The sequence below is a fragment of the Auraticoccus monumenti genome (assembly GCF_900101785.1).
In the GTDB taxonomy this organism is placed as follows: Bacteria; Actinomycetota; Actinomycetes; order Propionibacteriales; family Propionibacteriaceae; genus Auraticoccus; species Auraticoccus monumenti.
This window is the reverse complement of sequence record NZ_LT629688.1, coordinates 2,299,463-2,323,686: the sequence shown is the minus strand read 5'-3', so window position 1 is coordinate 2,323,686 and position 24,224 is coordinate 2,299,463. Positions and strand designations below refer to the sequence as shown.

Sequence of the window (24,224 nt, the reverse complement as noted above, 5' to 3'; positions counted from 1 at the left end):
GGCGCCCTCATGCTATACGGCTCGCTTCTTCAGCTTGCGGCGTTCGCGTTCGCTGAGTCCGCCCCAGATGCCGAAGCGCTCGTCGTTGGACAGCGCGTACTCCAGGCACTCCCCGCGGACGTCGCAGGACAGGCAGACCTTCTTGGCCTCCCGGGTGGACCCACCCTTCTCGGGGAAGAAGGCTTCCGGATCCGTCTGGGCGCACAGGGCCCGCTCCTGCCAGCCCAGCAGCCCCTCGTCGTCGGCGGGGAACGCCTCCAACAGTTCGTGCATGCTTCCTCCTCGACCCGTCCGGCTCGATAACGACCGGACTTGAGGTGAATTACACGCTTGTCATCCACCCGGCGTCAAGCGCTGAGCGGCTTCCGGAAGACACCCCGGGCGTGTCGTGGAGGTCTGGGAGCCGGGCCTCGGTTAGTGTCGCGGGTCGTCCTGGCGCCGTTCCGGACCCTCGTCGGCGTCCACCGGCAGACCCCAGGCGCGCCCGCTCCCCGGGGCTCCCCACCGGTCGGCCTCCGCCCCGCGGGCGGCGTCGCCGGCCGTCGACCAGACCGCCCCCGAGGCCTCCGAGGGCGCCCACGACGGCTGGCGCTCCGGCGCCACCAGCTCACCCGCGGCCCCCTCCGCCACCTGGTCCCCGTCCTGCTCCGGCGACTCCTCCGGCTCCGGCGCGGCCGGTTGCGACGGCCGGCGCCCGAGGACGGTGGCCAGCACCGCCAGCAGCAGCGTGGGCACGGGACCGGACGCCGCCCAGAGCAGCACGTCCCTGGTCGGACGGCCGTCGACGAGCTGCCAGCCCAGCAGCCCCAGCTGGGCCACCAGCGCCAGCCAGGCCAGCACCGCGATCACGCGCACGCCCCTCGATCCCGCTGCGACCACCTGTCCTCCTCCGTCGTGAGGGGGTCCAGCCAACCACCCCCCGACCCCCGTGCGCGTCGGGGCACCTCCCGGCGGTGACAGACTGGGCCGGTGCAGATCGTGGTGCTGGCCGGTGGTGTGGGTGGTTCGAGGTTCGTCCGGGGGGTGCGCTCGGCGTACCCGGGGGCCGAGGTGACGGTGATCGGCAACACCGCCGACGACATCACCCTGCACGGGCTGCGGATCTGCCCCGACCTCGACACCATGACCTACGCACTGGCCGGGGCCATCGACCCCGAGCGCGGCTGGGGGCTGGCCGACGAGGGCTGGAAGGTGATGGCCGAGCTGCAGGCCCACCAGGCCGAGCCGACCTGGTTCAACCTCGGCGACCGCGACATCGCCACCCACCTGATCCGGACCCAGATGCTGGCCGCCGGCTACCCCCTCTCCGAGGTCACCCGGGCCCTGGCCCAGCGCTGGCTGGGCGCCGACTCCCCGGTCACGCTGCTGCCGATGAGCGAGGACCGCGTCGAGACCCACGTGCGGATCCGTGACGAGCACTCCCCCTCCGGCCAGCGGGTCGTCCACTTCCAGGAGTTCTGGGTCCGCCTGCACGCCGAGCCGCCGGTCCTCGGGGTGGTGCAGGTCGGCATCGACGAGGCCCGCCCCGCCGCAGGCGTGCTCGAAACGATCGCCGCCGCCGACCTGGTGCTGGTCGCCCCCAGCAACCCGGTGGTCTCCATCGGCCCGATCCTGGCCGTCCCCGGGATCCGCGACGCGGTGCGGGCCGCCCCCGCCCCGGTGATCGGCTTCTCCGGCATCCTGTCCGGTGCCCCGGTGCTGGGCATGGCCGACAAGCTGCTGCCGGCGATCGGGGTCGAGGTGGACGCCGCCGCGGTCGGTCTGCACTACGGCAGCCGCCACGCCGACGGCGTGCTGGACCGCTGGGTGGTCGACAGCGACGACGCCGCCTCGCTGGCCCGGCTGCACCGCGGTGGCCTGGACGCTCTGGCCCACCCGCTGCTGATGACCACCCCCGAGCTGACCGCCGCCTTCATCCGCGCCGCGGTCGACCACACCCCCGGCGACGACGCCCTGGCCTCGTGAGCCACCGCCTGCTGGTCTTCGCCCCGGCCGGCGTCGGCGAGGTCTCGCCCGGCGACGACCTGGCGGGGATGCTGCTCACCGCCTGCACCGAGGACCCCGACGGCCCGCTCCGCGACGGGGACGTGCTGGTGGTGACGTCGAAGGTGGTGAGCAAGGCCGAGGGTCGCTCCCGCGACGGCGACGACCGCGAGGCGGCCATCAGCGACGAGACCCTGCGCACCGTGGCCCGACGCGGCCCCACCCGGATCGTGCAGAACGCCCAGGGACTGGTGCAGGCGGCGGCCGGGGTGGACGCCTCCAACGTCGTCCCCGGCACGGTGCTGCTGCTGCCCGCCGACCCCGACGCCAGCGCGGCCCGGCTGCGGGAGGAGCTGCAGCAGCGCACCGGCCTCCGGCTGGGCGTGGTGGTCTCCGACACCTCCGGGCGCGCCTGGCGCCACGGCCAGACCGACCTGGCGGTGGGTGCGGCCGGGGTGCGTCCCAGCCTGGGCTACGCCGGTGAGCTGGACTCCTTCGGCCGGGAGCTCGCGGTGACCCAGATGGCGGTGGCCGACGAGCTGGCCGCCGCCGGGGACCTGGTCAAGGCCAAGCTGGCCGGACGTCCCGTGGCCGTGGTGCGGGGGCTGGCGGAGCTGGTGGTCGACGACGCCGAGGGAGCCCGCTCGCTCAGCCGGACCGGACCGGACGACATGTTCGCCCGCGGCAGCCGCGAGTCCGTGCTGCACGCCGTCCTGACCAGTCTGGGCCGCGCCGGGGAGTACGAGGGGCTGGTCGGTCTGGACGGGCCGGACCTGGAGCAGGCCGTGCTGGCCGGCGTCCCGGCCCCGGCGGCCGACGCGCTGCGCGGGGTGCTGCGCGCGGTGGCGCCCACGGCGACGCAGTGAACCCTTCTCAGCGATGCCCCGAGGACACCTTCACGAGCTGGGCACCCGGCACAGCGGCCAGGTCAGGCTCGTGCTCACCCCTGGTCGGGCCGCCATCAGAGCAGCGCGAGAGAGCGCGACAGTGCTCTTCGTGCACGGGCTTGTGCCTTGCTGCAGATAGCGGTCGTCGTGACGATCCACGGTGCGAGCACGGCACCACTCGGCACTTCGCCTGCACGTTTCCGCGGAGCCCGCTTCAAGCACGAGCCGCACTGACTGGCGCAGCAGGCAGTTCTCCTTCTCGGACAGCGGACCAGAACGCCAGCTGCAACCACGGCCAAGGCTGACCGCGGTGCACGGGGTACCGCCTCGCGCAGTGCCAGAGGTACACGTACACCGCCACTGTGACCTCTTCGGCGGCGAAGCGACTCGCGACGAACGCCACCGCCCAGCCGTGCACGACGGCGCTGGTCGCGTCGTACAGCTCCCCGATGTCGTCCGGGTCAGGGTGGTCGCGTAGACGCTCCAGCAGGGCTTGGATGCGCTGCTCACAGGAATCTCGTGCGGTGGGTGTGGAGCTTGGCCCGGGGGAAGCCATCAAGTTGTCCGATCCAGATGCAGAGTCGCTGGGCTGACCATAAGCGCACGAACTGCGAATTCCTAGTGCGGTCACCGTGATGACTGTTCAACTCACCGCCGAAGGGCGTTGTGACGCCCATTTCGGCTTCCTCGCCACCCACCACCGGCCAGGCTGCCGATCCAGGACGGGCGAAGGGGTCGACCTCGGTGATGACCGCGGACAGCACGACGTCCTCGCCCGTGGGGGTCTGCGGTTCAGCGCTTGAGGAGCTCGCGCCGGATGGTCTGCCAGGTCCTGACCTGCAGACCGGGGGTGGAGACCGCCACGACCTTCCTCAGGTAGCGGGTGTCGTCGAGCTGGTCGAGCAGGAGGGTGGCGAGGTCGTCACGGGCGCAGTAGCCGCCGTCGACCCAGTTCTCAGCGCTCTGGTAGCCGGTACCGGGCTCGTCGGTCAGCCCCGGGGGCCGCACGATGGTCCAGTCCAGGTCGCTGCCCGAGACGACGGACTCCATCCGTTCCATGTCGTCGTAGACGGATCGTCCGAAGGTCCGCCGGGCCAGTGGAGCCAGCAGCCGCTCCAGGACCGGGATGTCGTGGCGCTGGTCGACGGGGGTGAGCCCGGTGGAGGTGACGGTCAGGAGACGTCGCTGCCCGTGGCGTTGCATCGCGCTGACGACCAGCCGCGCGCTGGTGGAGTAGACGTCGACCGGGTGCCGGGTGAACGGCGCCCCGATCACCGAGATCACCGCATCACAGGCGGCGACCGCGGCATCCACCACGCCCGGGTCGGTCGCGTCACCACCCACCACGTGCAGCCGCTCGTGCCGGGTCGGGAAGCCCTGCGGTCGACGCGTCAGCGCGTCCACCCGGAGCCCCCGGCCCAGCGCCTGCTGGACGGTGCGCCGACCGGACGGTCCGTTCGCACCCAGGACCAGCACCCGCGAGACCGAGCGGGTGACTGGTCCGGTACCCGGGGTGGGTGCCGGTCCAGAGGTCACAGCTGCACGGTGTCGTTGGTGATCGGGTCGCTGTCGGGGTTCTTGGTGACCGCTGCGCGGAGGGTACCGAGGGCGAACCCGACGGTGCTGCTGGGTCCTTCCCAGTACTCCGCGCTGTCGGCCTGGATCTTGATCAGCGTCAGGCCAGGGGTGTCCAGCCCGTCGGGGAACCAGGCCTTCAGCGTCGGGGTGTACAGCTCCTCGGCCCGGGCCCGGTCGTGGACGACCTCGGCCCGGCCGGCGATCGAGGTCCACGAGGTGTTCTTGGTGTCGGAGAACGACACGTTGACCGCAGAGTCGGCCCGGATCTGGGCGACCTTGGCGGAGTCCTCGTAGGCGAAGAACCACAGGTCGCCGTCGAACTCGACCTCCTGCAGCCCCATCGGCCGACTCACCTGCTGACCCCCAGCGGTCCTGGTCGTCAGCATCGCCACCTTCGCCTCGCTGACCAGCTCCGCGACGCGTCGGCGTCCGTCGCTGGCGGTGTCGGTCGTCGTGTCGGTCATGGGGATCCTCCCGGGAGAAGTAACAGAAACCTGTAACAGAGGTTACCTGTCGCTCCCTGAGGGCGATGATGGGGGCATGGGTGAGGGACGGAAGCGGAGTGTGGAGGAGCTCGACGAGGTGCTGACCTGGAGCGTGGTGCGGGTGGCCCGCTTCGCCGGGCAGCGCCTGGCCGAGCGACTGGCCGAGCACGGTCTCAACCCGGTCCACTTCGGCGTGCTGGCCTACCTGACCATCTCCCCGGAGATGACCCAGGCCGACCTCGCCCGTGCCGTCCTGGTCCAGCCCCAGAGCATCGCCCCGCTCCTGGACGGGCTCGAGCAGCGCGGGCTGGTCCGCCGCACCGGTGAGCGCGCCCGCGGCCGGCGCAACCCGGTCCAGATCACCGACGACGGGCGCCGGGCCCTGGACGCGGTCTGGGACATCGCGATGTCCACCAACGACCTCAGCGACGCCGGGCTCACCACCCAGGAGAGCGCAGAGCTGAACCGGCTGCTGCTCAAGATCGTCCACGCCACGCAGGGCACCCCCCTGGACGGCTTCTACGAGTAGCCGCTGGACCGGCCACGTCAGGACGTGCCGGTGGGTGCCTCCCGAGGGGTGCGAACGGGCAGCACCCTGGTCCGTCGCGACGGCGACCTGCTGGACGCAGGCGGCGACGCCCGGAGACGGTCACCCCGACGGGCTGGGCCCGGGGACGCGCAGGGGGTCAGCGGCCTGGGCGGCGGTCGATCAGCACCCGCGCCCCCTGGGCGGCCAGGACGCTGGCGTGCTCGCGGTAGTGGTGGCCGCAGAAGAGCAGGTCGTGACGCTCCCCCACCCGCAGCGCCACCAGCGCCTGGGCCAGGCAGCGGTCGCAGCGGTCGGCCCGGCTCAGCCTGACGGGGGCGGGAGCGGCGGTGGTGTGCATGGTCGTGACCCTCCTGGTCGTCGGTGGCAGCGCCCGGGGGCCTCTGCCTCACCCCTCGTTCGGTGCCGACAGGGTTTCGGAGTGGTGCGGATCCACGGACGCGCCGACCGGCTTCGCCTCAGGCGTAGCGGACGTCGGAGTCGGTGACGGCGGCGACCAGCTCCTTGACCCGCTCGGACTCCCCCAACGGGCAGACCAGGGTGATGGTGCGGGTGGCCACGATGATCATGTCGCTGACCCCCAGGGTGGCGACCAGGTGGTCGGGGTGGTCGTTGATCACCAGGTTGTTGCGCCCGTCGACCTGCACGCTGAGCCCGCGGACGGCGTTGCCGTCGACGTCGCGCTCGAGGCGGTCCAGCAGGGAGGCGTAGCCGCCGACGTCGTGCCAGCTGATCGGCAGCCGGACCGCCAGCACCCGCGCGGTGGCCTCACCGCGGGAGACCGGTTCCATCACGGCGTAGTCCACCGAGATCCGCGGCAGCTGCGGGTACAGCTCCTCGATCCGCTCGGGGTGGCGGGCCAGCTCGGTGACGATGGCGTGGCACTCCGGCTGCAGCACCTCCAGCTGCTCCAGCAGGGTGCGGGCGCGCCAGACGAACATGCCGGAGTTCCACCAGTGCTCCCCGGAGGCCAGGAAGCCCTCGGCGGTGGCGGCGTCCGGCTTCTCCATGAACTCGCGGACGGTGAAGACGTCCTCAGCGCCCTCCAGCGGCTCCCCGCAGTGCAGGTAGCCGTAACCGGTGTGGGCGCTGGTGGGCACCACGCCGAAGGTGACCAGGGCGTCGGGAGAGGTCTCGGCCACGGTGAAGGCCCGGTCCAGGGCGTTCCGGAAGCTCTCCACCGGCTCGATCAGGTGGTCGGCGGTGACCATGGCCACTACCGCGTCGGGGTCCTGCTCGGCGAGGACGGCCGCCGGCCAGGCCACCGCGTTCAGGGAGTCCCGGCCGACCGGCTCGCCCAGGATGTTGGCCGAAGGCAGCTCGGGCAGCTCCCGGGCCACGACGTCGGCCCACTCCGCGCCGGTGCAGACGAACACCCGGTCGTCGGGGACGGCGGAGCGGACCCGCTCGAAGGCGACCCGCAGCAGGCTCTTCTCCCCCAGCAGGGGCAGCAGCTGCTTGGGGGTGCCGCGGCGGGACAGCGGCCACAGCCGCTTGCCGGAGCCGCCGGCCATGATGACCACAGAACGCATGGCGGTCACCCTAGTGGCGCGGTGGCGACCGTGCGCCGGCTCCGACGCGGCGGTCCCTAGGGTGGGGCCCATGCTGATCTCGGAGCACCTGCAGGAGCGCGTCCGCCGCGACGGCGCCACACCGCTGCTCACCCACTACGACGTGCCGGCCGGTTCGCGCACCGAGCTCTCGGCCACGACCTTCGCGAACTGGGTGGCCAAGGCGTCCAACCTCTGCGTCGAGGAGCTGGAGCTCGAGCCCGGCGACGAGGTGGCGATGCCGCTGCTGCGGCTGCACCCCGAGCACTGGATGAGCCTGGTCTGGGTGGCTGCGGCCTGGGGGGTGGGCGCCTCGGTGCGATCGGCCGCCGACTCGGGCGCGGTCGTCGTCGTGGGCCCGGAGTCCCTCGCCGAGCCCGCCGCCTGGCCCGGCACGGTGCTGGCCTGCTCGCTGCACCCCCTCGGCCTCGGTCTGCGCGAGGCGCTGCCCGCCGGGTGGCTGGACTGGTCGACCGAGGTGCGCAGCCAGCCCGACCACTTCGTCGGGCTGCCGCCCGAGCCCGGCACCCGGGTCTGGGACGACGGGGAGCAGGTGCTGGACCAAGCCGGCCTGGCGGCCCTGCCCGGCAGCGCCGACCGGGTGCTGGTGCGGCCGACCACGCCGTGGGAGACGGTCCGTGACGCGCTGGTGGCCCCGCTGCTGGGGGGCGGCTCCGCCGTCGTGGTGACCGGCGGCGGCAGCGCGGACCTGGCCCGGATCGCCGCCGACGAGCGCACCGTCTGAGCCGGAGCGGTCTCGGGTGCTGGTAACCGCTGCGCAAGCGCTGTCGTTGGTCCAGGCTGGGGATCCCCGTCCGTCCACCCAGGAGCTGTCATGACCCGCCCCACCATCGCCCTCGTCGGGCTCCGCGGCTTCGGCGCCGTCCACCTGACCTCGCTGCGCCGGCGCCACGACGCCGGGGAGGTGCAGCTGGTCGGTGTGGTGGACCCGGCCGGGCCGGTTCCCGAGGTGCCGGCCGACGTCCCCTGGTTCGCCTCGCTGGCCGAGCTGCTGGGCACCGTGCTGCCGGGGACGACGGTGGTCAGCACTCCGATCCCCACCCACCTGCCGCTGGCCCGGGAGGCGCTGCTGGCCGGCAGCGACGTCTACCTCGAGAAGCCGCCGGTGGCCGGGCTGGACGAGTACGACGACCTGCGGGAGGTGGCCCGGCGGACCGGGCGGAGCGTGCAGGTCGGCTTCCAGAACCTCGGCTCGCCGGCGGTGGCCCGGGTGCGGGAGCTGGCGACCTCGGGCGGCCTGGGCGACGTGCAGCAGGTCGACGTGCTGGGCCCGTGGTCGCGCCGCCCCAGCTACTACGCCCGTGCGGCCTGGGCCGGGCGTCGGCTGCTGGCGGGGGTGCGGACCGCGGACGGTGTGGTCACCAACCCGCTGGCCCACGGCGTCAACACCGCCCTCCGGCTGGCCGGGATCGAGCGCCGCGACCAGGTGGCCGCGGTGCACACCGAGCTCTACCGGGTGCACGACATCGAGTGCGACGACACCGCCTACGTCCGGGTGGAGCCGGTGCAGGGTCCGGCGGTGGCGGTCGCCCTGACGCTGGCCGCGCCGGAGCAGGTGGAGCCGACGGTGACCGTGCGCGGGGACGTCGGCAGCGCCGTGCTGGCCTACACCGTGGACCGGGTGGAGCTGCGGCGCGGGGAGGACGTGGAGGTCGAGCAGCACCCCCGGACCGACCTGGTGACCGAGCTGGTCGAGCACGGCCGGGACCCCTCGGTGCCGCTCAGCTCCTCGCTCGGGGCCAGCGAGGCGTTCATGGTCGTGCTGGAGGCGGTGCAGCGTGCCCCGGTGCACGCGGTCGACCAGCGGTACGTGCGGTGGGGTGAGACCGAGGACGCGGCCCCCGTGCTGGAGGACGTCGTGCGCTGGTGCGAGCGGGCCCTGGCCGAGGGCGGCTTCGTCGCGGCCGGGGCCCCGTGGGCGGACCCGGTGGCCGTGACCCGTTGGCGCCCCTCCCACCCGATCGCGGTGGTCGAGCTCGACGGCGCGGTGCTGGCGGTCGAGGGCGACGGCGGGGACGTCGAGGTCGTGAACGGGCGACGGCCCTTCCTGCACCCGGTGCGGACCCGGTCCGGCGTCCGTGTCACCGACGACCACGCCCCCGACCACGTCTGGCACCACGGGATCAGCACCGCCCTGCAGCACGTCGGCACCGGGGACGGACCGACCACCAATCTCTGGGGCGGACCGACCTACCTGCCCGCCGACGGCTACCAGGAGCGCGACGACCACGGCCACGTCGAGCACCGGGGGTTCCTGGAGCGGGGCGAGCGGTCCTGGGTCGAGGAGCTGGAGTGGATCGGTCGCGACGGTCGGCCGCTGCTGCGGGAGCGTCGTCGGATCTCCTGGGAGGCGGCCGGCGCCGACGCCTGGGTGTTCGGGTGGGACCTCACGCTGACCCCGCTGGTGGACCGGCTCGAGCTCGGCAGCCCCGGCTCCCACGGACGGGTCGGCGGCGGCTACGGCGGGCTGACCTGGCGGCTGCCGGCGTCGGTGGGCGTGGACGTCCGGACCCCGACGGCCTCCGGTGAGGACGCGGTGCACGGCAGCACCGCTCCGTGGCTGGCCTGGTCGGCCTCGGTGCCCGGTGGCGAGGTGACGGTGGGCCTGGCCGGTGCCGACGCCACCACGGCCGCCGACCCCTGGTTCGTCCGGGTGACGGGCTACCCCGGCATCGGCTCGGCCCTGGCCTGGGACCGGCCGGTGGTCACCACCCCGGCGGACCCGGTCCGCCGGAGCTTCCGCGGTCTGGTGGCCGACGGCCGGCTGGACGACGCCACGGTCGCCGAGCTGCTCGCCCCTGCGGCCGCTGCGGACCGCACCGCCTGACCCCGGCGGGCCGCAGAACCGGACTCCCAGCCCGATGGCGTGCCCGTGGGGGCGGTGCCGTCGGGCTGGGTGACCGGTTGTGCTCCCGCTGCGGAGCTCGCTGGGCCTCGCCGGCGCGGTCGCGGGCAGAGCCGGACGCTCAGCGGACATCTCCGCACATATCGCGACCGCGGTCCGCTGAGAGACCCTTTCTGCACGCCCACCCGCAGCTGACCGTGGCCATCGGAGGCTCGATCGCCGCCGTGCTGACCCCGCGGGACGCCGGGAACCACCCGGCCCGACCCGGCACGGCCGGCAGAAGCGGTCACCCAGCCCGGCACCCTTCCCGTGGGGGCGGTGCCGTCTGGCTGACTGACCGGTTCTGCCGGCTGCTGAAGGGCACACCACGGTGTAGGGCGCGTCAGCGGGCAGAGCCGGACGCTCAGCGGACATCTCCCCACATATCGCCACCGCCGTCTGCTGAGCGACCGGTTCTGCCGGCCATCCCGCGCCTGGCCCGTCGCGCTCGGGGTCGGACCGTCCGGTCGCACCCGCCATGGGGCCACACGGACGGCCGGACCACGGTCCCGCAGCCCGCTCCTCGGGCCTCCGCATGTCGTGTTGGATCCGGTGGTCACACTGAGCGGGTGCTCCTCCCCACCCCCGGACCGGGGCCTGATGCGGCGGTCGCCTTCGTGCGCGCGCACCTCACCGACCTCTGCTCCGACCAGCCCGCTGCCTCACCGGCGGTGCGTGGGGGCCAGACGGCAGCCGACGTCGCGCTGGGTGGGCTCGACCTCGCCGGGTACGCGGCCCAGCGCAACCAGGTGCTGCCGGTCGAGCGTCGGGGAGCCACCCGGCTCTCGCCCTACATCCGCTACGGCCTGATCGACCTGCCGACCGTCTGGTCGGCGGCCTCCGACGCTCCACCGCGGGACCGGACCAAGTTCCGCGACGAGCTCGCCTGGCAGGAGTACGCGCGCCACGTCTACGCCCGGCTCGGCCGGCGGATGTCGACGGCCCTGCGGGCCGCACCCGCCCGTCCGTCCGGGTCCTGGGACAACCCGTGGCCCCGGGACATGCGCTGCGTGGACGCCTGTCTCGACGAGCTGGAGACCGACGGGTGGCTGGTCAACCAGACCCGGATGTGGATGTCGTCGCAGTGGACGGTGCGCGCCTTGGGCGGAGTGGACCAGCGGTGAGGACCTCTTCTTCACCCACCTGCTCGACGGGTCCCGGGCGGCCAACCGGCTCGGCTGGCAGTGGACCATCGGGTCCGGCACGGGCAAGCCCTACGGCTTCTCGCGGTGGCAGGTGGAGAAGCGGGCGCCGCGGCTGTGCGGGGAGTGCCTGCTCGAGGACGCGTGCCCCATCCAGGACTGGCCGCCCGACCCGCCGCCGGCTCGCCGACCCGAGCCCGAGCCGCTGCTGCGGGCCGACCCCGACCCCGAGACCACCGGTGGCCCCCGCGACGTGATCGGGGAGGGTCAGCCCGATGCCGTCTGGCTGACCGCGGAGTCGCTCGGCGACGAGGACCCGGCGCTGCTGGCCTCCCTCGACCTGCCGGCGGTCTTCGTCTTCGACGAGCCGCTGCTCGCGCGGCTTCGGCTGTCGGGCAAGCGCCTGGTGTTCCTCACCGAGACCCTCGCCGACCTCGCCACCCGCCGCCCGGTCGAGCTCCGCCGCGGACGGGTGCCCGACGAGCTCGCCGGCCGGGCGGTCGCCGTCACCCACGCGCCGGTGCCCGGATTCCGCCGGCACGCGGCCGCGGTGGGTCCTGTGCGGGTGCACCCGTGGCCGTGGCTCTGGCGACCCCACGCCGGGTCGATCGGCTCCTACACCGCGTGGCGAAAGCGACTGCCCCGCCGGTCCTGATCGGCGCCTCGCAGAACCGGACCCTCAGCAGACGTCTCTCCACCGGTGTCGAGTGGTGTCGGCTCAGCGACCGGTTCTGCACGCCGGCCAGGGCCGACACCGCCACTGGACGTCGGCCTGTGCCGGTGCGAGGGGCATCACCGGGCGGCGGCGACGGGAGCCCGGGTCAGCCGCCAGCAAGCACGGACGGCGCCGCCGACGGATCCAGCGGACGGCGAGCCGGACGGTCCGCCGAAACGCCGGGTCCGCGAGGCCAGCCGGGACTCAGCGATCGCGGTCGCGCGGGAGCCCGACCACGAAGCCGGCCCCCCAGGTCATGTGCATCACGGCGAGCACCAGCGGCAGCCGGAGCCGCACCGGCAGCGGCAGCTCCCGGCGCAGGCCGGCCGACCCGAGCAGCACCACCGCGAGGTAGCCGAGCGGGGCCAGCACCCCCAGCCGCAGCCACCTCGGACCCAGGACGCCGAGGCCGGCCACCAGGGTGCCGCCGACGACGCCAGTCACCGCCAGCGGTGGGGCCAGGTAGCGCAGGGAGGCCGTCTCGGGGTGGCGCCGGACCACCTCGCGCCGCCACCGCCCGGTCTCGTAGAACTGCCGGGCCAGCGCCCGCAGCGTCGAGCGTGGCCGGTAGGTGACCCGCATCCGCGGGGAGAACCAGATGGTGTGCCCGGCCTGACGGAGGCGGTGGTTGAGCTCCCAGTCCTGGGCCCGGTGCAGGGTCTCGTCGTAGCCCCCGACCTCCAGCAGCACCGACTTGCGGAACGAGCCGAGGAAGACGGTCTCGGCCTCCTGCTCCCGGCTGGTGGTCAGGTGGAAGGTGGCCCCGCCGAGGCCGAGCCGGCTGGTGTAGGCGACGGCGACGGCCTGCTCGAAGGCGGTGGTGCCCTGGGCGTCCATGATGCCGCCGACGTTGGCCGCACCGGTCCGCTCCAGCAGCTCCACCGCGGTGGTGATGTAGCCGGGGGTGAGCTCGCCGTGGCCGTCGACGCGGACGATGATGTCGAACCGCGAGCGGGCGATCGCGGCGTTGAGGGCGTGCGGGGTGCGTCCGGCCGGGTTGGGCACCAGCACCACGCGGGCGTCGGCGGCGGCCAGCCCGGTGGCGATCTCCTCGGTGCGGTCGGTGCTGGGGCCGACGGCCATCAGCACCTCGAGCTCACCGGGGTAGCCCTGGGCCAGCACCTGCTCCACCGCCGCTGCCAGGTGGCGCTCCTCGTTGCGGACCGGCATCACCACGCTGACCCCGGGCCAGCGCCGGGTCGCGTCGTCCTCAGGGTCGACCACGCAGGCACCCTCTCACGAAGCCGTCCCCGCTCACGCCGAGCAGACGGCGCTGAGGTCGTCGGAGCTGTTGGGGTCCGTGTCCGGCTCATCGCCGGCGTCGGCCTCCTCGCCGGGCTGCGCGCCGACGTCCTCGCCCGGGGCCTCGTCGACCGGTGCCGGCTCGGCCGGGGTCTCCACCGGAGCCGGACCCGCCGGGGACTGCTCGGTCGGTGCGGGGTCCGAGGGTGCGGGCTCGCTGGGCGACGGCGCGGGCTCCTCCACCGTGGCCGGCTTCGGGGCCGGGCCTGGGGTCTCGCCGCGGTCGAGCATCTCGGCGGCCTCGACGTGGTGGGCCACGGTGGCCCGGGCCAGCGCGAAGTCGGGGCTGCCGGGGTGGATCAGCGGCGGGGTGAGGGACGCGCTCTGGATCGGGAGCTGCCGGGCCTCGTTGGCCAGCTCGGCCAGCGTGGTGACCTGCGCGCCGCCGACGTCGGTGGCCACGATCTGCTCCCCGGCCCCGGCGATGTCGGAGAACTTGGTGAACACCGTCATCGGGTCCAGCTGGTCCAGCATGGCGCTCATCACGCACTTCTGCCGCTGCATCCGCTCGAAGTCGCTGGAGCCGTGCCGGGAGCGGGCGAACCAGAGCGCCTTGCCGCCGTCCAGGGTGACGTCCTGGCCGGGCTCGATGTAGCCGCGGACCGGGGACGTGCCGCCGCCGATCGGCACCCGCGTGCCGATGTCCAGGGTGATCCCGCCGACGGCGTCCACCAGCGCCTCGAAGCCCTTGAGGTCGACCATGGCGTAGTAGTTGATCCGCAGCCTGGTGACGCCCTCGACGGCCTCCTTGGTGGCCTGGGCACCGGGATCGGCCACGCCGGGGTACAGCTCGGGGTGGGCGGTGGCCTCGGTGTAGACGCTGTTGAGCATGCACTCGTGCTCGGGGCAGGTGAAGCCGTTCGGGTACAGGGCGCGCATCGGTGATCCCTCGGCGAAGGGGACGTCCTCCATGTTGCGCGGCAGGCTGATCAGCACGGTGCGGCCGGTCTCGGAGTCCACGCTCGCCACGGTGATGCTGTCGGGCCGGACGCCGACCCGGTTGGCCCCCGCGTCGGCACCGAGCAGCAGGATGTTGTAGCGCCCCGCCACCTGCTCGGAGTCGCCACCGCCGGCGAAGACGTGGCTGACCAGGCTGCCCTGGCTGTCCAGCACGCCGGCCGAGGCGACCGCCCCGCCGCCGACGGTGAAGGCCAGCCCCAGGCTCAGCGCGGCGAAACCGAGGCGGTGCGGGCGGTGCATGTCGATCGGGCGCGACAGCCGCCAGGCGTCCACCAGCAGCCCCACCCAGGCCAGTCCGGCGACGACCACGAGGGCCTGCAGCAGCGACCAGGTGAACCCGGCGCTGAGCACGGCGACCGCGGCGTGGCGGCTGACCAGGGCCAGGGCGAGGAAACCGAGCACGGACGCCCAGAGGCCGAACCAGACCCGCAGGGCGAGGGTGCCGACGGCGCGGTTGCCCGCGACCAGCTGCGCCGACCCGGGGAGCACGGCGGTCATGCCGAGGAGGACGAGACCACGACGCAGGGACGCCCAGGCGCCGCGCGATCGCAGGTGGTCGGGGTCCTGGACGAGTCCGAGCAGGCTCGGGCGGGTGGTCCGGGGGTCGTGGACGTCAGCGGGCACAGCACACCTCTCAATCTCGGCGAGCGGGGAAGGGTCTCCACCCAGATCGAGCACAAGCCTGTACCACCACGGTCGCAGGACGCTGCCCGCCACGCCGACCGGCGTCGTGACTTCGGGGTGGTTGCCGAGGAGGTCGGTACCGTTGCCGCCATGCCCAGGGATTCCGACGACCTCGACTGGTTGTACCGGCGCGACGACACGCCCCGGCCCAGCCAGGAGGAGACGCGCGCCATGTCGGAGGCTGAGCTGGCCGAGCTGCACGGCCTCTCCGGCGACCAGCGCCCGGGGGCCGGTGCGGCCGCTCCTCCCCCGGCGGAGCGCCGGAGCAGCCACACCGAGCCGGCACGTCGCGAGCCGGTGCGACCGGTCCCGCCTCCCCCGCCGCCCGTGGACCCCAGGCGCACCGCGTCCAGGCCCGACCGGCCCCGCCGCCGGCGCCACCCGGTGCGGCGGTTCCTCGCCACCCTGGGCGTGCTGCTGCTGGCCCTGGTGGTCTGGCTGGTCGGCGTCCCGGCCTACGCCTGGACGACCGGCAACGACGTCGACGCCTTCCCCACCGGGGACCGGCCCGCGGAGCAGCCCGGCAAGCTCTTCCTCCTCGTCGGCTCGGACTCCCGCGAGGGGCTGAGCGAGGAGGAGCAGAGCCGGCTGGGCACCGGGTCGGTGGAGGGCGCCCGGACCGACACGATGATGCTGCTGTACCTGCCCCCCGGCGGACGTCCGGCGCTGATCTCGGTGCCCCGGGACTCCTTCGTCGAGATCCCCGGCAACGGCTCGAACAAGATCAACGCCTCCTACGCCTTCGGTGGCGCGCCGCTGCTCACCGAGACCGTGGAGCAGAACACGGGGCTGCGGGTGGACGGCTACGTCGAGATCGGCTTCGGCGGGTTCGTCGAGGTGATCGACGCCGTCGGCGGGGTCGAGCTGTGCCCGGAGGAGGCGATCAGCGACCGGGACTCCCACCTCGAGGTGGAGGCCGGCTGCCAGACCATGGACGGCGTCACCGCCCTCGGCTACGCCCGGATGCGCAAGGCCGACGCCCGCGGCGACCTGGGCCGGGTCGAGCGCCAGCGCGAGGTGATGGCGGCCCTGGCCGACAAGGCCGTCACCCCCGCCAGCGTGCTCAACCCGGTCCGCTACTGGCGTCTCAACCACGCCGTCGCGCAGTCGCTGACCACCGACCCCGGCACGGGGATCCTGGACGCCGGCCAGCTCGCCCTGGCGATGGGCCGGATCGCCGGCGGTGACGGGCTGACGCTGACCGTGCCGATCGGCAACCCCAACGCCTCCACCTCCGCGGGGTCGGCGGTGCTCTGGGACGAGGCGGACGCCCCGGCCCTCTTCGAGGCGATCGCCCGCGGCGACACCGACGCCATCGCCCAGTTCGCGGACCGCTGATGAGCTGGACCGTCGCGGTGGCCGGTCCGCTGCCCGCCGACGAGGCCTGGCAGCGTTACGCCGACCTCCGCCGGTGGAGCGACTGGTCGCCCCAGATCCGCTCGGTGGAGGCCAGCTCGACCGCGCTCGTCACCGGGATGACCGGCACCGTGCGCAGCCTCGGCCCGACCGCGCTCCCCTTCACCGTCGAGTCCGTGGACGCCGCCGCCCGCCGCTGGAGCTGGCGGGTCGGCATCGGCCCGGCGACGGTCCGGATGGAGCACGCGATCGAAGCCCGAGGCGACGGGTGCGTCGCCACCCTGACCGTGCACGCCCCGCTGCCGCTGGCCTTCGGCTACGCCCAGGCCTGCCGTCCGGCCCTGCACCGGCTGACCAGCTGACCGACCACCGGGTGGCGTACCGCGGGATCCTCCCGGCGGGTAGCGTCGTCTGCTGAGAGGAGCAAGCGATGCCGAAGACCACGAAGTCCGGTCGGGTCGACCCCGACGAGCTGCCCAGCACCCTCCAGCGCAGCGGTGAGAAGGCCCAGCGCACCTTCGCCGAGACCCACGACTCGGCCGCGGAGCAGTACGGCGACGAGGAGCGGGCCCACCGCGTCGCCTACAGCGCCCTGAAGCACACCCACGAGAAGGTGGGTGACCACTGGGAGCCCAAGGAGGGCAAGGGCCCGTCGGACTCCCAGGCGGAGGGCGGTGCCGACACCGACCGCGGGACCGCCGGCGGCGTGGACGCCAACGCGTCCAAGAAGCACCTGTACGAGCGGGCCCGTGAGCTCGACGTCCCGGGCCGGTCCACGATGACCAAGTCCGAGCTGGTGGAGGCCCTGCAGAAGGCCAACGACCGGGCTACGGCGAAAGCCCGTCGCGGCTGACCGCCCGCTCGACCCGTCACCTGCTTCCGGTGTGCGGTCCTGCTGCGTGTTCGCAGCGACATCGCACACCGGAGCCGGGTGTGGACGCGAGGTCGGCCTGCGGTCAGCCGTTCGTGTCGGGGCTCTGCACCGACTCCTGCTGGGTGCCCTCGGGGTCGAGGGTGCGCCGCTCGGAGTCGGCCAGGATCTCCGCCGCCTGCGCCTCGGGGTCCGCGCTGCCGCCGGCGGTCTCCTCCTCCGGCAGCAGCTCGGCGCGCTCGGCCACCAGCTCCTGCTCACGCGCCCGGTCGTGCTCGGATGCGGACTCGCTCATCGCGTGGCCTCCTCGGTCTCGTCGGCGTCTTCCTTGATGATCAGCGCCACGCCCTCGAACGGGCCCAGCCCGACCCGGAAGCTGCCCAGCGTGTCCACCTCGGTCAGCTGCTCCCCGGTGGTCAGGTCGACCACCCGGCCACCGACCGGCAGCTCGCCGGAGATGACGGTGCCGCGGATGTCCTCCTCGCCGAAGTTCAGCGCGGTCACCTGGATGGCGCCCACCGCCAGCCGGTTTACCATCACCAGCATGCTCGGGTGGGAGACGTCGGGGACGTCCAGCAGCGCACCGGTGGCGATGCCGTGGGTCTCGCGGACGGCCAGCAGCGCGGCCAGGCGCGAGGCGAAGGACTGCGGGTCCTGCAGCTGCTCGGGCAGCGGGCCGTACAGCGAGGTGGCCCGCAGCATGCCCGAGGCGGACTGGGTGGCCTCGGGGTTCCAGCCCATCAGGTCGTGGGCCCCGCGCTCGACCCAGCGGGTGTCCCCGGTGCGGATGAGCGACTTCACCTGCTCCCGGCTCAGCGGCAGGGTGCCGCACAGGTCCCACCCCGACAGCGCGAAGACCCCGGGCTGCCAGGCGTTGTACATCGCCAGCAGCAGGTGCGCCCGGCGGACCCGCTCGACGTCGTCCTCGCTCAGCGACTCCAGGTCGGTCATGCCCAGGGTGGCGGTGATCACCGACGCGCTGGTGCAGGCGATCCCGTTCTGGGTGAAGATCGCGTTGTAGGGGCCCGCCTCCCCGGTGATCTTCTGCCGCAGCGTCTCCCGGACGTGCTCGGCCAGCTCGTGGCCCGGCATCTCCACCCCGCCGAGGGTGTAGGGGTCGTCGCGGTGGGTGGTGGCGAAGTGGACCAGCTCGTAGGTGAGCTCGTCGTGGTTCTGCAGCGCGTGCACCAGCGACGCCTGGTCGATGCCGATCCGCATCCCCTCGCGCAGCACCAGCCGCAGGAACTCCGTGTCCGCGGTGGCCAGCGCGTGGTGGTAGCCGGGTCGGGTGATGAAGTCGTAGGACAGGTCCGGGCCGGACGCCGACGTCGCCTTGATGTCGTCCATGGTCAGGTTGAGCTCCTGGAACGTGAAGCCCCCGACCTTGCGCACCATCGAGCCGATCAGCTGGTTGGCCGTCTCCGACAGCGGGTGACCCTCCGACCACGCCGGGGACTCCTCCGAGGAGCGCTCCACGCCGAGGAAGCCGTTGGCGTCCAGCCGCAGCCCGCCCGAGCCCAGGTCCAGCAGGGAGTGCAGCGCGTCGCCCATCACCAGCCGCATGCCGGCGAAGGTCGGGTCCAGCCAGTTGATCGAGGGCTGCCCGGCCTTGAAGTAGTGCAGGTACACCCAGCGCCGCCGGGTGCCCTTGGTGTCGGCCACGGGGCGGGTCGCGCTCCAGTTGGTCTCCTTCACCCCGGGCTCGTAGAAGATGACGCGCTGCAGCTCGCCGATGATGTAGCCGGCGTCCTGCAGCTTCCGCTCGCAGGCGGCGTCCAGGTTGACCGAGTCCTCGCCCTCGGGGACGTCGGGCAGGAGCTCCCAGCCCTCCTCCGGCACCTCCACCATGTGGTAGATGCCGGGGTAGTCGCGGTAGTTCATCTCCGCGAGCCGGAAGTCCGCACCCTTGCCGGTGTGGCCGGGGACGATGTCGTCGATCACGGTGCCGCCGTGGGCCGCCGCGGACTCGCACATGCCGCGGAACTCGTCCTCGGTGCCGAAGAGCGGGTCCATCGCCATCGCGATCCGGTCGAAGTGGCCGTCGATGCTGGGGGTCGGCTCCCAGCCCGAGATGCCGCCGGCCATCTTGACCGGTCCGGTGTGCACGGCCTTGATGCCGATCTGCTCGAAGGCGTCCCACAGGTCGTCCGCGCCGAGCGCGGACAGGAAGGACTGGCGGGGACGGGTGATCAGCGAGAGCGGGTAGGCGGTGAACCACACCGACGCGGTGTCCACCGCGCGGCGCGGGTTCGGGTGCGCGAAGGGGTTGTTCCACATGCTCGACTGCCCCGACAGCTGGCGGGCCAGCATCGTGGCGTCGCCCAGCATCGACTGGTTGACCAGCCACTCCACGTAGGCGCCGTTCGTCCCGACCGGCTCGAAGGGGGGCGTCAGGTCACCGGTGAAGGTGAGCTTGCGACGGGCCCGCGGACGCAGCGCCCGCGGACGGGCCGGGTAGAACTGCTCGTCGAAGTTGATGTCCCCGACGCCCGGCTCGTGCTCCTCCCCCGACGCCTCGACGCCCGGCGCCGGGATCGGCGCCATCTCCGTCCCTCGTTCGACGCCGTCCGTCGGCTGGGACCGGACGTCGGTCCCCGTGTCCACCTCGGGCTGCTGGCTCACGCGCGCTCCTCGTGCTGTCTCGACGTCTGGGTGCGACCCGGCCCATCCTGTCACCTGCGGGCCCGGCGGGTGGGACGGCGTCGGTGACCTGGACGACCGTCCGGGTGCGTCGGGCACGACGACGTCCTCCCGGGACCGGCCACGCGTCCAGCCACCGCGCAGAACGTGACCTGAGCGTGACCTACGACACCCACGGTCCCGACATGATGTGCGTGCGCTCCTCGAGGCACCGACCGGTCCCCCCTCGCCACGGGGCACCTGCGGGATACGGAGTGGTTGATGGCCCGACGCACGACGATGGTGACCACCCTGGTGGCGACACTGCTGACCTTCGGGACGGTGTCCGCGGCCCCCGCGGCGGCGGAGGAGGCCACCCCGGCCCCCGCCACGCCGTCCGCGTCGGCGGAGCAGCTCCCCACCGGGGACGGCGCCGGGGAACCCACCGCGACGACCTCCCCGGTCACCGAGCCGGATGCCCCCTCCCCCGACGAGCAGCCCACCCCCGGAACCGACCCCACCGAGGACGCAGCGCCGACCGCCGACCCGTCCACGCCGCCGCTCCCCGTCGAGCCGGCTCCCGAGGACGAGGTCGAGCAGCCCGCGGAGGAGCCTGCCGACCAGGACGACCCGGCGGTCGACGAGGTCGTGGTCGACGAGTCGCAGGACGTCGCGCCCGAGGAGGCGGCAGCCGCTCCCGGTCCGAGGCCGCTGGCCGTGCCCGGTGACATCACCCTCGCCCTCAGCACCACCTGCGAGGACGCCTCGGTGAGCAGCAGCCTGACCAACACCACCGACGAGGCCGTCGACGTGCGCGTCCGGGTGACCGCCGAGGACGGCGAGACCTCCACCCAGCAGCTCGTGCTGGAGGCGGCGGAGCAGCGCAGCGTGCAGACCCGCCTCGGCGGTTCCGGTGAGGTCGAGGTCGAGGTCGTGGAGGTCCTCGAGGAGGGCGCCGAGCGTCTGCTGGCCACCGCAGCCACGGAGGTGGCCGGGTGCCTGGAGGTGGTGGAGAGCTGCGAGGACGTCACGCTGACCAACCCCGCCGGCAACGCGACGGTGACGCTGGTCTACGTCGACCTCTACAGCGACGACGAGGAGGAGATCACCGAGGAGCTCACCCCCGGCCAGTCCCTCACCCTGCCGACCGACGTCGAGTACGTCGCCGCCTTCTCCGCGGATGCCGCGATCGGAGCCGGTGAGGGGTACGCGTTGATCGACTTCGACGCCTGCGGCCTGGAGCTGGCCTACGTCTTCTCCGAGTGCCGCACCGACCAGGGTCCCGGGGGCGCCCTCTCCTTCGCCTTCTTCGTCTCGACCGACACCACCGCGACCTGGACCGTGACCGACGCCGACGGACGCGTGGTCGAGGAGGGTGTGGCGGACGAGGAGTCCGAGGACCTGCTGGTCACCGGTCTGGCGCCGGGCACCTACACGCTCGAGGCCACGACGGGAGCCGATGAGCCCGAGGTCAGCGCCGAGGTGCTGGTGGGCCGCTGCCTGGACGTCGCCCTGACCTGCGACGCGGCGACCTTCACCAACCCGGCCAGCAACCCCGACGCGCTGTGGGTCGGACTGGTCGACCCCGACGCGCTGGTCGACCCCGACAGCGAGGACCCCTTCGACATCAGCGGCCTGGAGCTGCACGAGGTGCCTGCGGGTGACTCCTTCACCTTCGCGCTGCTCGAGGACGAGGTGCCCTGGATTGCCGGCGACCTCGCCTCGCTGACGATGGACCCGCCCGGCCCTGGGGTCTACCTCGGCGAGGGGGAGCTGCCGGCTCGCTCGACCTGCCCGGCTCCCGCTCCCGTCGACCCCACGCCCGCCCCGGTCGTCGACCCGGTGACCGACACCGATGACGGCGACGAGGTACCGGTCGCGACCGGTGCGAACGGTGGCGGCGGTGCCGTCGTGACCGGCGGGCACGGTCCCGTCCTCGCCGCCACGGGCGGCCCAGCCGGCGCCCTCGGGCTGCTCGGGCTGACCGCCCTGACGGCCGGCGTGGCGGTGCTGCGACGCCGTCGCTGAGACCTCGCCGCGCGGAGCGGCGGGCGGGCCCGGAGTCGACCGACCCGGGCCCGCCCGCCCCCCGCCACGGTCGTCGCCCGGCAAGTGATCAGATGTATCGGCTCCACAACGGCCCCAGAACCGCTGTCGCTGCCACTGGTGACGTATCCTCTCCGACGAATCACCATCCGCATGAGGAGATCGGCTATGGCCACCATCACCGGCGTCAGCATCGACGACGTCCGCTTCCCGACGTCGCTGAGCGCTGACGGCTCCGACGCCATGAACAAGGACGGCGACTACTCCGCCGTCTACGTCACCCTCACCACCGACGCGGTGGGCCCCGACGGGACGCCGCTGGCCGGTCACGGGCTGACGTTCACCATCGGGCGCGGCAACGACATCGTGGCCGTGGCCGCCCGTCAGCAGGCCGAGACCCTGGTGGGTCTCGACGTCGACCGCGCGGTCGGCGACCTGGGTGCGGTCTACCGCGGGCTCACCTCCGACTCCCAGATCCGCTGGCTCGGCCCGGAGAAGGGTGTCGTCCAGCTGTCCCTCGCCGCGGTGATGAACGCCGTCTGGGACCTCGCCGGGCGTCACGCCGGCAAGCCGGTCTGGCGGCTGCTGGCCGACATGACCCCGGAGCAGCTGGTCGACGTGGCCGACCTGCGCTACCTGTCCGACGCCCTCACCCGCGAGGAGGCCCTGGAGCTGCTCCGGGCCCAGGAGCCGGGCAAGGCCGGGCGGATCGCCGAGCTGGAGGCCGAGGGCTACCCCTGCTACACCACCTCGGCGGGGTGGCTCGGCTACAGCGACGAGAAGCTGCGCCGGCTGTGCCAGGAGGCCGTCGACGAGGGCTACGGGCACATCAAGCTCAAGGTGGGCGCCGACCTCGAGCACGACCGGCTCCGCTGCCAGATCGCCCGCGACGTGATCGGTCCGGACCGCAAGCTGATGATCGACGCCAACCAGGTCTGGGACGTCGACCAGGCGATCGAGTGGGTCAACGCGCTGGCCGACTTCGACCTGCTCTGGATCGAGGAGCCCACCAGCCCCGACGACGTGCTCGGTCACGCCACCATCCGCAAGGCCGTCGCCCCGATCGGGGTGGCCACCGGCGAGCACGGCCACAACCGCGTCATGTTCAAGCAGCTGCTCCAGGCCGGGGCCATCGACTACTGCCAGATCGACACCGGGCGGCTGGGCTCGCTGAACGAGATCGTGGCGGTGCTGCTGATGGCCGCCAAGTTCGGCGTCCCGGTGTGCCCGCACGCCGGCGGGGTGGGGCTGTGCGAGATGGTCCAGCACGTCTCGATGCTCGACTTCGTCGCCGTCTCCGGTTCCCGCGAGGGACGCGTCGCCGAGTTCGTGGACCACCTGCACGAGCACTTCACCGACCCCTGCGTGGTCGACTCCGCCGCCTACGTCGCCCCCACCCGGCCCGGGTACTCCACCGAGATGCACGCCGCCTCGGTGGCGGACTACCGCTGGCCGCAGGGGACCTACTGGACCGAGCGGCACGCCGACGCCGTCGCGGCCGCCCGGGGCTGACGAGCGGAGTCCTGTCAGGGGGCACCGCTAGCGTGGTCCCGTGACCGACACAGCGCCGACGCAGTCCGCTCCCAGCCCCCGCGCCACCGGGGTGATGGTCCCCCGCGACCTCCCGGCCGACCGGGTGCTGTCCTTCGTCGTCGAGGCCGAGCGGCTCGGCTTCGACGAGGCCTGGACGGTGGAGGACCTGGGCTTCCGCGGCGGCATCGCCCAGACGGCGGCCGCGTTGGCGGTGACGTCGCGGATCCGCATCGGCGTCGGCATCCTCCCCGCCGCCGCCCGACAGGTCGCCTTCGCCGCGATGGAGGTCGCCACCCTCGCCGAGCTCTTCCCCGGCCGGGTCGACGTCGGCGTCGGGCACGGGTCGAAGGGGTGGATGCAGCAGCTCGACATCTGGCCGGCCAGCCCGCTGACCCTGCTGCAGGAGTGGCTGCAGGCCACCCGCGCGCTGCTGCACGGCGAGCGGCTCCGGCTGTCCGGCCGGTACGTGACGCTGGACCACGTCGCGCTGGAGATGGTGCCGGCGGTCGTCCCTCCCCTGCTGGCCGGGGTGCGGGGGCCGAAGTCGCTGCGGCTGGCCGGCCGGTACGCCGACGGGACGGTCCTGGCCGAGCCCGCGGGCCCGGAGTACGTGGCCGAGGCGCTCGGCCACATCGCCGCGGACGGCCCGCACCGCGTGGTGGCCTACAACGTGGCCCGGGTGGAGGACGACCCCGACCGGGCCGTCGAGCTGGCCCGGCCGGCGATGGCGCCCTTCGCCCTCCCCGACTGGGACCCGCACCTGACCTCGCTGCCCTTCGCCGAGGAGCTCACCCGCCTCCGCCAGGACGCCACCGACCCCGGCGACTTCGTCGACCGGCTCCCCGCGGAGTGGATCCGGCAGCTCAGCATCGCCGGGACGCCCGAGGAGGCCCGCCAGCGCATCGCCGCCATCCACGACGCCGGCGCCGCCAGCGTCGTGCTGATCCCCGCCGGGCCCGACGACCTCCCCTCGCTGGCCCGGGCGCTCAACTGACTCGCCCCGCCGTCGCGGGTGCGGCAGAGTCGGCCCCGACCGTCGCGCTCCTGACGGCCTGATCGGA

23 protein-coding genes are annotated in these 24,224 nt (G+C 73.5%); 13 read left to right on the top strand and 10 right to left on the bottom strand.

Annotated features, from left to right (window positions below; genetic code table 11):
• Window positions 1-12: 12 nt before the first annotated feature.
• Both BLT52_RS10735 and BLT52_RS20805 read right to left on the bottom strand, forming a co-directional pair.
• Window positions 13-273, bottom strand: coding sequence for a WhiB family transcriptional regulator (locus BLT52_RS10735; RefSeq protein WP_090593249.1), 261 nt, complete (start codon window positions 271-273; stop codon window positions 13-15).
• Window positions 274-414: 141 nt separating this feature from the next.
• Window positions 415-849, bottom strand: coding sequence for a hypothetical protein (locus tag BLT52_RS20805; protein ID WP_157677070.1), 435 nt, complete (start codon window positions 847-849; stop codon window positions 415-417).
• A 120-nt stretch (window positions 850-969) separates the two neighbouring features.
• Between BLT52_RS20805 and cofD the strand changes: the two genes are divergently transcribed.
• The gene (cofD, locus tag BLT52_RS10720; protein WP_090593240.1) at window positions 970-1,965 is read left to right on the top strand and encodes a 2-phospho-L-lactate transferase; all 996 of its coding nucleotides are present in this window, start codon (window positions 970-972) and stop codon (window positions 1,963-1,965) included.
• Window positions 1,962-2,849, top strand: coding sequence for a coenzyme F420-0:L-glutamate ligase (gene cofE, locus BLT52_RS10715; RefSeq protein WP_172804024.1), 888 nt, complete (start codon window positions 1,962-1,964; stop codon window positions 2,847-2,849). Before cofD ends, cofE begins: the two co-directional genes overlap by 4 nt.
• An 813-nt stretch (window positions 2,850-3,662) precedes the next feature.
• On the opposite strand, the gene BLT52_RS10710 is transcribed toward cofE, so the two are convergent.
• Together BLT52_RS10710 and BLT52_RS10705 are read right to left on the bottom strand one after the other, a co-directional pair.
• A complete protein-coding gene (locus tag BLT52_RS10710) occupies window positions 3,663-4,406 on the bottom strand; it encodes an NAD(P)-dependent oxidoreductase (RefSeq protein WP_157677069.1) in 744 nt (247 codons plus the stop codon).
• Entirely contained in the window at window positions 4,403-4,912 is a 510-nt protein-coding gene (locus BLT52_RS10705) for a pyridoxamine 5'-phosphate oxidase family protein (protein WP_090593234.1), read from the bottom strand. Before BLT52_RS10705 ends, BLT52_RS10710 begins: the two co-directional genes overlap by 4 nt.
• A gap of 76 nt (window positions 4,913-4,988) precedes the next feature.
• Between BLT52_RS10705 and BLT52_RS10700 the strand changes: the two genes are divergently transcribed.
• A complete protein-coding gene (locus BLT52_RS10700) occupies window positions 4,989-5,462 on the top strand; it encodes a MarR family winged helix-turn-helix transcriptional regulator (protein ID WP_157677068.1) in 474 nt (157 codons plus the stop codon).
• Between the two features lie 157 nt (window positions 5,463-5,619).
• Here BLT52_RS10700 and BLT52_RS10695 read toward each other — a convergent pair whose 3' ends face one another.
• Together BLT52_RS10695 and BLT52_RS10690 are read right to left on the bottom strand one after the other, a co-directional pair.
• Window positions 5,620-5,820: a DUF7455 domain-containing protein gene (locus BLT52_RS10695; protein ID WP_090593228.1), complete on the bottom strand. Its 201-nt coding sequence runs from the start codon at window positions 5,818-5,820 to the stop codon at window positions 5,620-5,622.
• A gap of 118 nt (window positions 5,821-5,938) precedes the next feature.
• Window positions 5,939-7,012, bottom strand: a complete 1,074-nt coding sequence (locus BLT52_RS10690) for a mannose-1-phosphate guanylyltransferase (RefSeq protein WP_090596606.1) — start codon at window positions 7,010-7,012, stop codon at window positions 5,939-5,941.
• A gap of 70 nt (window positions 7,013-7,082) precedes the next feature.
• On the opposite strand from BLT52_RS10690, the gene BLT52_RS10685 reads away from it, so the two are divergent.
• The 4 genes from BLT52_RS10685 to BLT52_RS21225 all read left to right on the top strand — a co-directional run bounded on the left by BLT52_RS10685 (window position 7,083) and on the right by BLT52_RS21225 (window position 11,732).
• Window positions 7,083-7,775: a TIGR03089 family protein gene (locus tag BLT52_RS10685; protein ID WP_157677067.1), complete on the top strand. Its 693-nt coding sequence runs from the start codon at window positions 7,083-7,085 to the stop codon at window positions 7,773-7,775.
• Between the two features lie 90 nt (window positions 7,776-7,865).
• Window positions 7,866-9,878 carry a DUF6807 family protein gene (locus BLT52_RS10680; RefSeq protein WP_090593223.1) on the top strand — a complete coding sequence of 671 codons (2,013 nt, stop codon included), beginning with the start codon at window positions 7,866-7,868 and terminating at the stop codon, window positions 9,876-9,878.
• A 626-nt stretch (window positions 9,879-10,504) separates the two neighbouring features.
• The gene (locus BLT52_RS21230) at window positions 10,505-11,059 is read left to right on the top strand and encodes a hypothetical protein (protein WP_197678999.1); all 555 of its coding nucleotides are present in this window, start codon (window positions 10,505-10,507) and stop codon (window positions 11,057-11,059) included.
• A gap of 112 nt (window positions 11,060-11,171) precedes the next feature.
• Complete coding sequence (locus tag BLT52_RS21225; protein WP_231946257.1) at window positions 11,172-11,732, top strand: hypothetical protein; 561 nt, start codon at window positions 11,172-11,174, stop codon at window positions 11,730-11,732.
• 264 nt (window positions 11,733-11,996) lie between these two features.
• Here the strand turns inward: BLT52_RS21225 and BLT52_RS10670 are convergent, their stop codons facing one another.
• Together BLT52_RS10670 and BLT52_RS10665 are read right to left on the bottom strand one after the other, a co-directional pair.
• Window positions 11,997-12,962 (bottom strand): glycosyltransferase family 2 protein, encoded by a 966-nt coding sequence (locus tag BLT52_RS10670; RefSeq protein ID WP_231946625.1) that lies wholly within the window; start codon window positions 12,960-12,962, stop codon window positions 11,997-11,999.
• An 84-nt stretch (window positions 12,963-13,046) separates the two neighbouring features.
• Entirely contained in the window at window positions 13,047-14,678 is a 1,632-nt protein-coding gene (locus BLT52_RS10665) for an LCP family protein (protein WP_090593215.1), read from the bottom strand.
• 150 nt (window positions 14,679-14,828) lie between these two features.
• On the opposite strand from BLT52_RS10665, the gene BLT52_RS10660 reads away from it, so the two are divergent.
• The 3 genes from BLT52_RS10660 (at window position 14,829) to BLT52_RS10650 (ending at window position 16,947) form a co-directional block, all read left to right on the top strand.
• Window positions 14,829-16,076, top strand: a complete 1,248-nt coding sequence (locus tag BLT52_RS10660; RefSeq protein WP_090593213.1) for an LCP family protein — start codon at window positions 14,829-14,831, stop codon at window positions 16,074-16,076.
• Window positions 16,076-16,456 (top strand): SRPBCC family protein, encoded by a 381-nt coding sequence (locus tag BLT52_RS10655; RefSeq protein ID WP_090593210.1) that lies wholly within the window; start codon window positions 16,076-16,078, stop codon window positions 16,454-16,456. The genes BLT52_RS10660 and BLT52_RS10655 overlap by 1 nt, the downstream gene beginning before the upstream one ends.
• 68 nt (window positions 16,457-16,524) lie before the next feature.
• The gene (locus BLT52_RS10650; protein ID WP_090593208.1) at window positions 16,525-16,947 is read left to right on the top strand and encodes a ChaB family protein; all 423 of its coding nucleotides are present in this window, start codon (window positions 16,525-16,527) and stop codon (window positions 16,945-16,947) included.
• A gap of 103 nt (window positions 16,948-17,050) precedes the next feature.
• On the opposite strand, the gene BLT52_RS10645 is transcribed toward BLT52_RS10650, so the two are convergent.
• On the bottom strand, window positions 17,051-17,260 hold the full coding sequence (locus BLT52_RS10645; RefSeq protein ID WP_090593204.1) for a hypothetical protein: 210 nt from the start codon (window positions 17,258-17,260) through the stop codon (window positions 17,051-17,053).
• On the bottom strand, window positions 17,257-19,587 hold the full coding sequence (gene treS / locus BLT52_RS10640; RefSeq protein ID WP_231946256.1) for a maltose alpha-D-glucosyltransferase: 2,331 nt from the start codon (window positions 19,585-19,587) through the stop codon (window positions 17,257-17,259). Before treS ends, BLT52_RS10645 begins: the two co-directional genes overlap by 4 nt.
• A 279-nt stretch (window positions 19,588-19,866) precedes the next feature.
• Between treS and BLT52_RS10635 the strand changes: the two genes are divergently transcribed.
• The 3 genes from BLT52_RS10635 to BLT52_RS10625 all read left to right on the top strand — a co-directional run bounded on the left by BLT52_RS10635 (window position 19,867) and on the right by BLT52_RS10625 (window position 24,157).
• On the top strand, window positions 19,867-21,612 hold the full coding sequence (locus BLT52_RS10635; protein ID WP_090593199.1) for a hypothetical protein: 1,746 nt from the start codon (window positions 19,867-19,869) through the stop codon (window positions 21,610-21,612).
• Between the two features lie 186 nt (window positions 21,613-21,798).
• A complete protein-coding gene (locus BLT52_RS10630; RefSeq protein ID WP_090593196.1) occupies window positions 21,799-23,142 on the top strand; it encodes an L-fuconate dehydratase in 1,344 nt (447 codons plus the stop codon).
• 40 nt (window positions 23,143-23,182) lie between these two features.
• Window positions 23,183-24,157: an LLM class flavin-dependent oxidoreductase gene (locus tag BLT52_RS10625; protein WP_197678998.1), complete on the top strand. Its 975-nt coding sequence runs from the start codon at window positions 23,183-23,185 to the stop codon at window positions 24,155-24,157.
• Window positions 24,158-24,224: the final 67 nt, after the last annotated feature.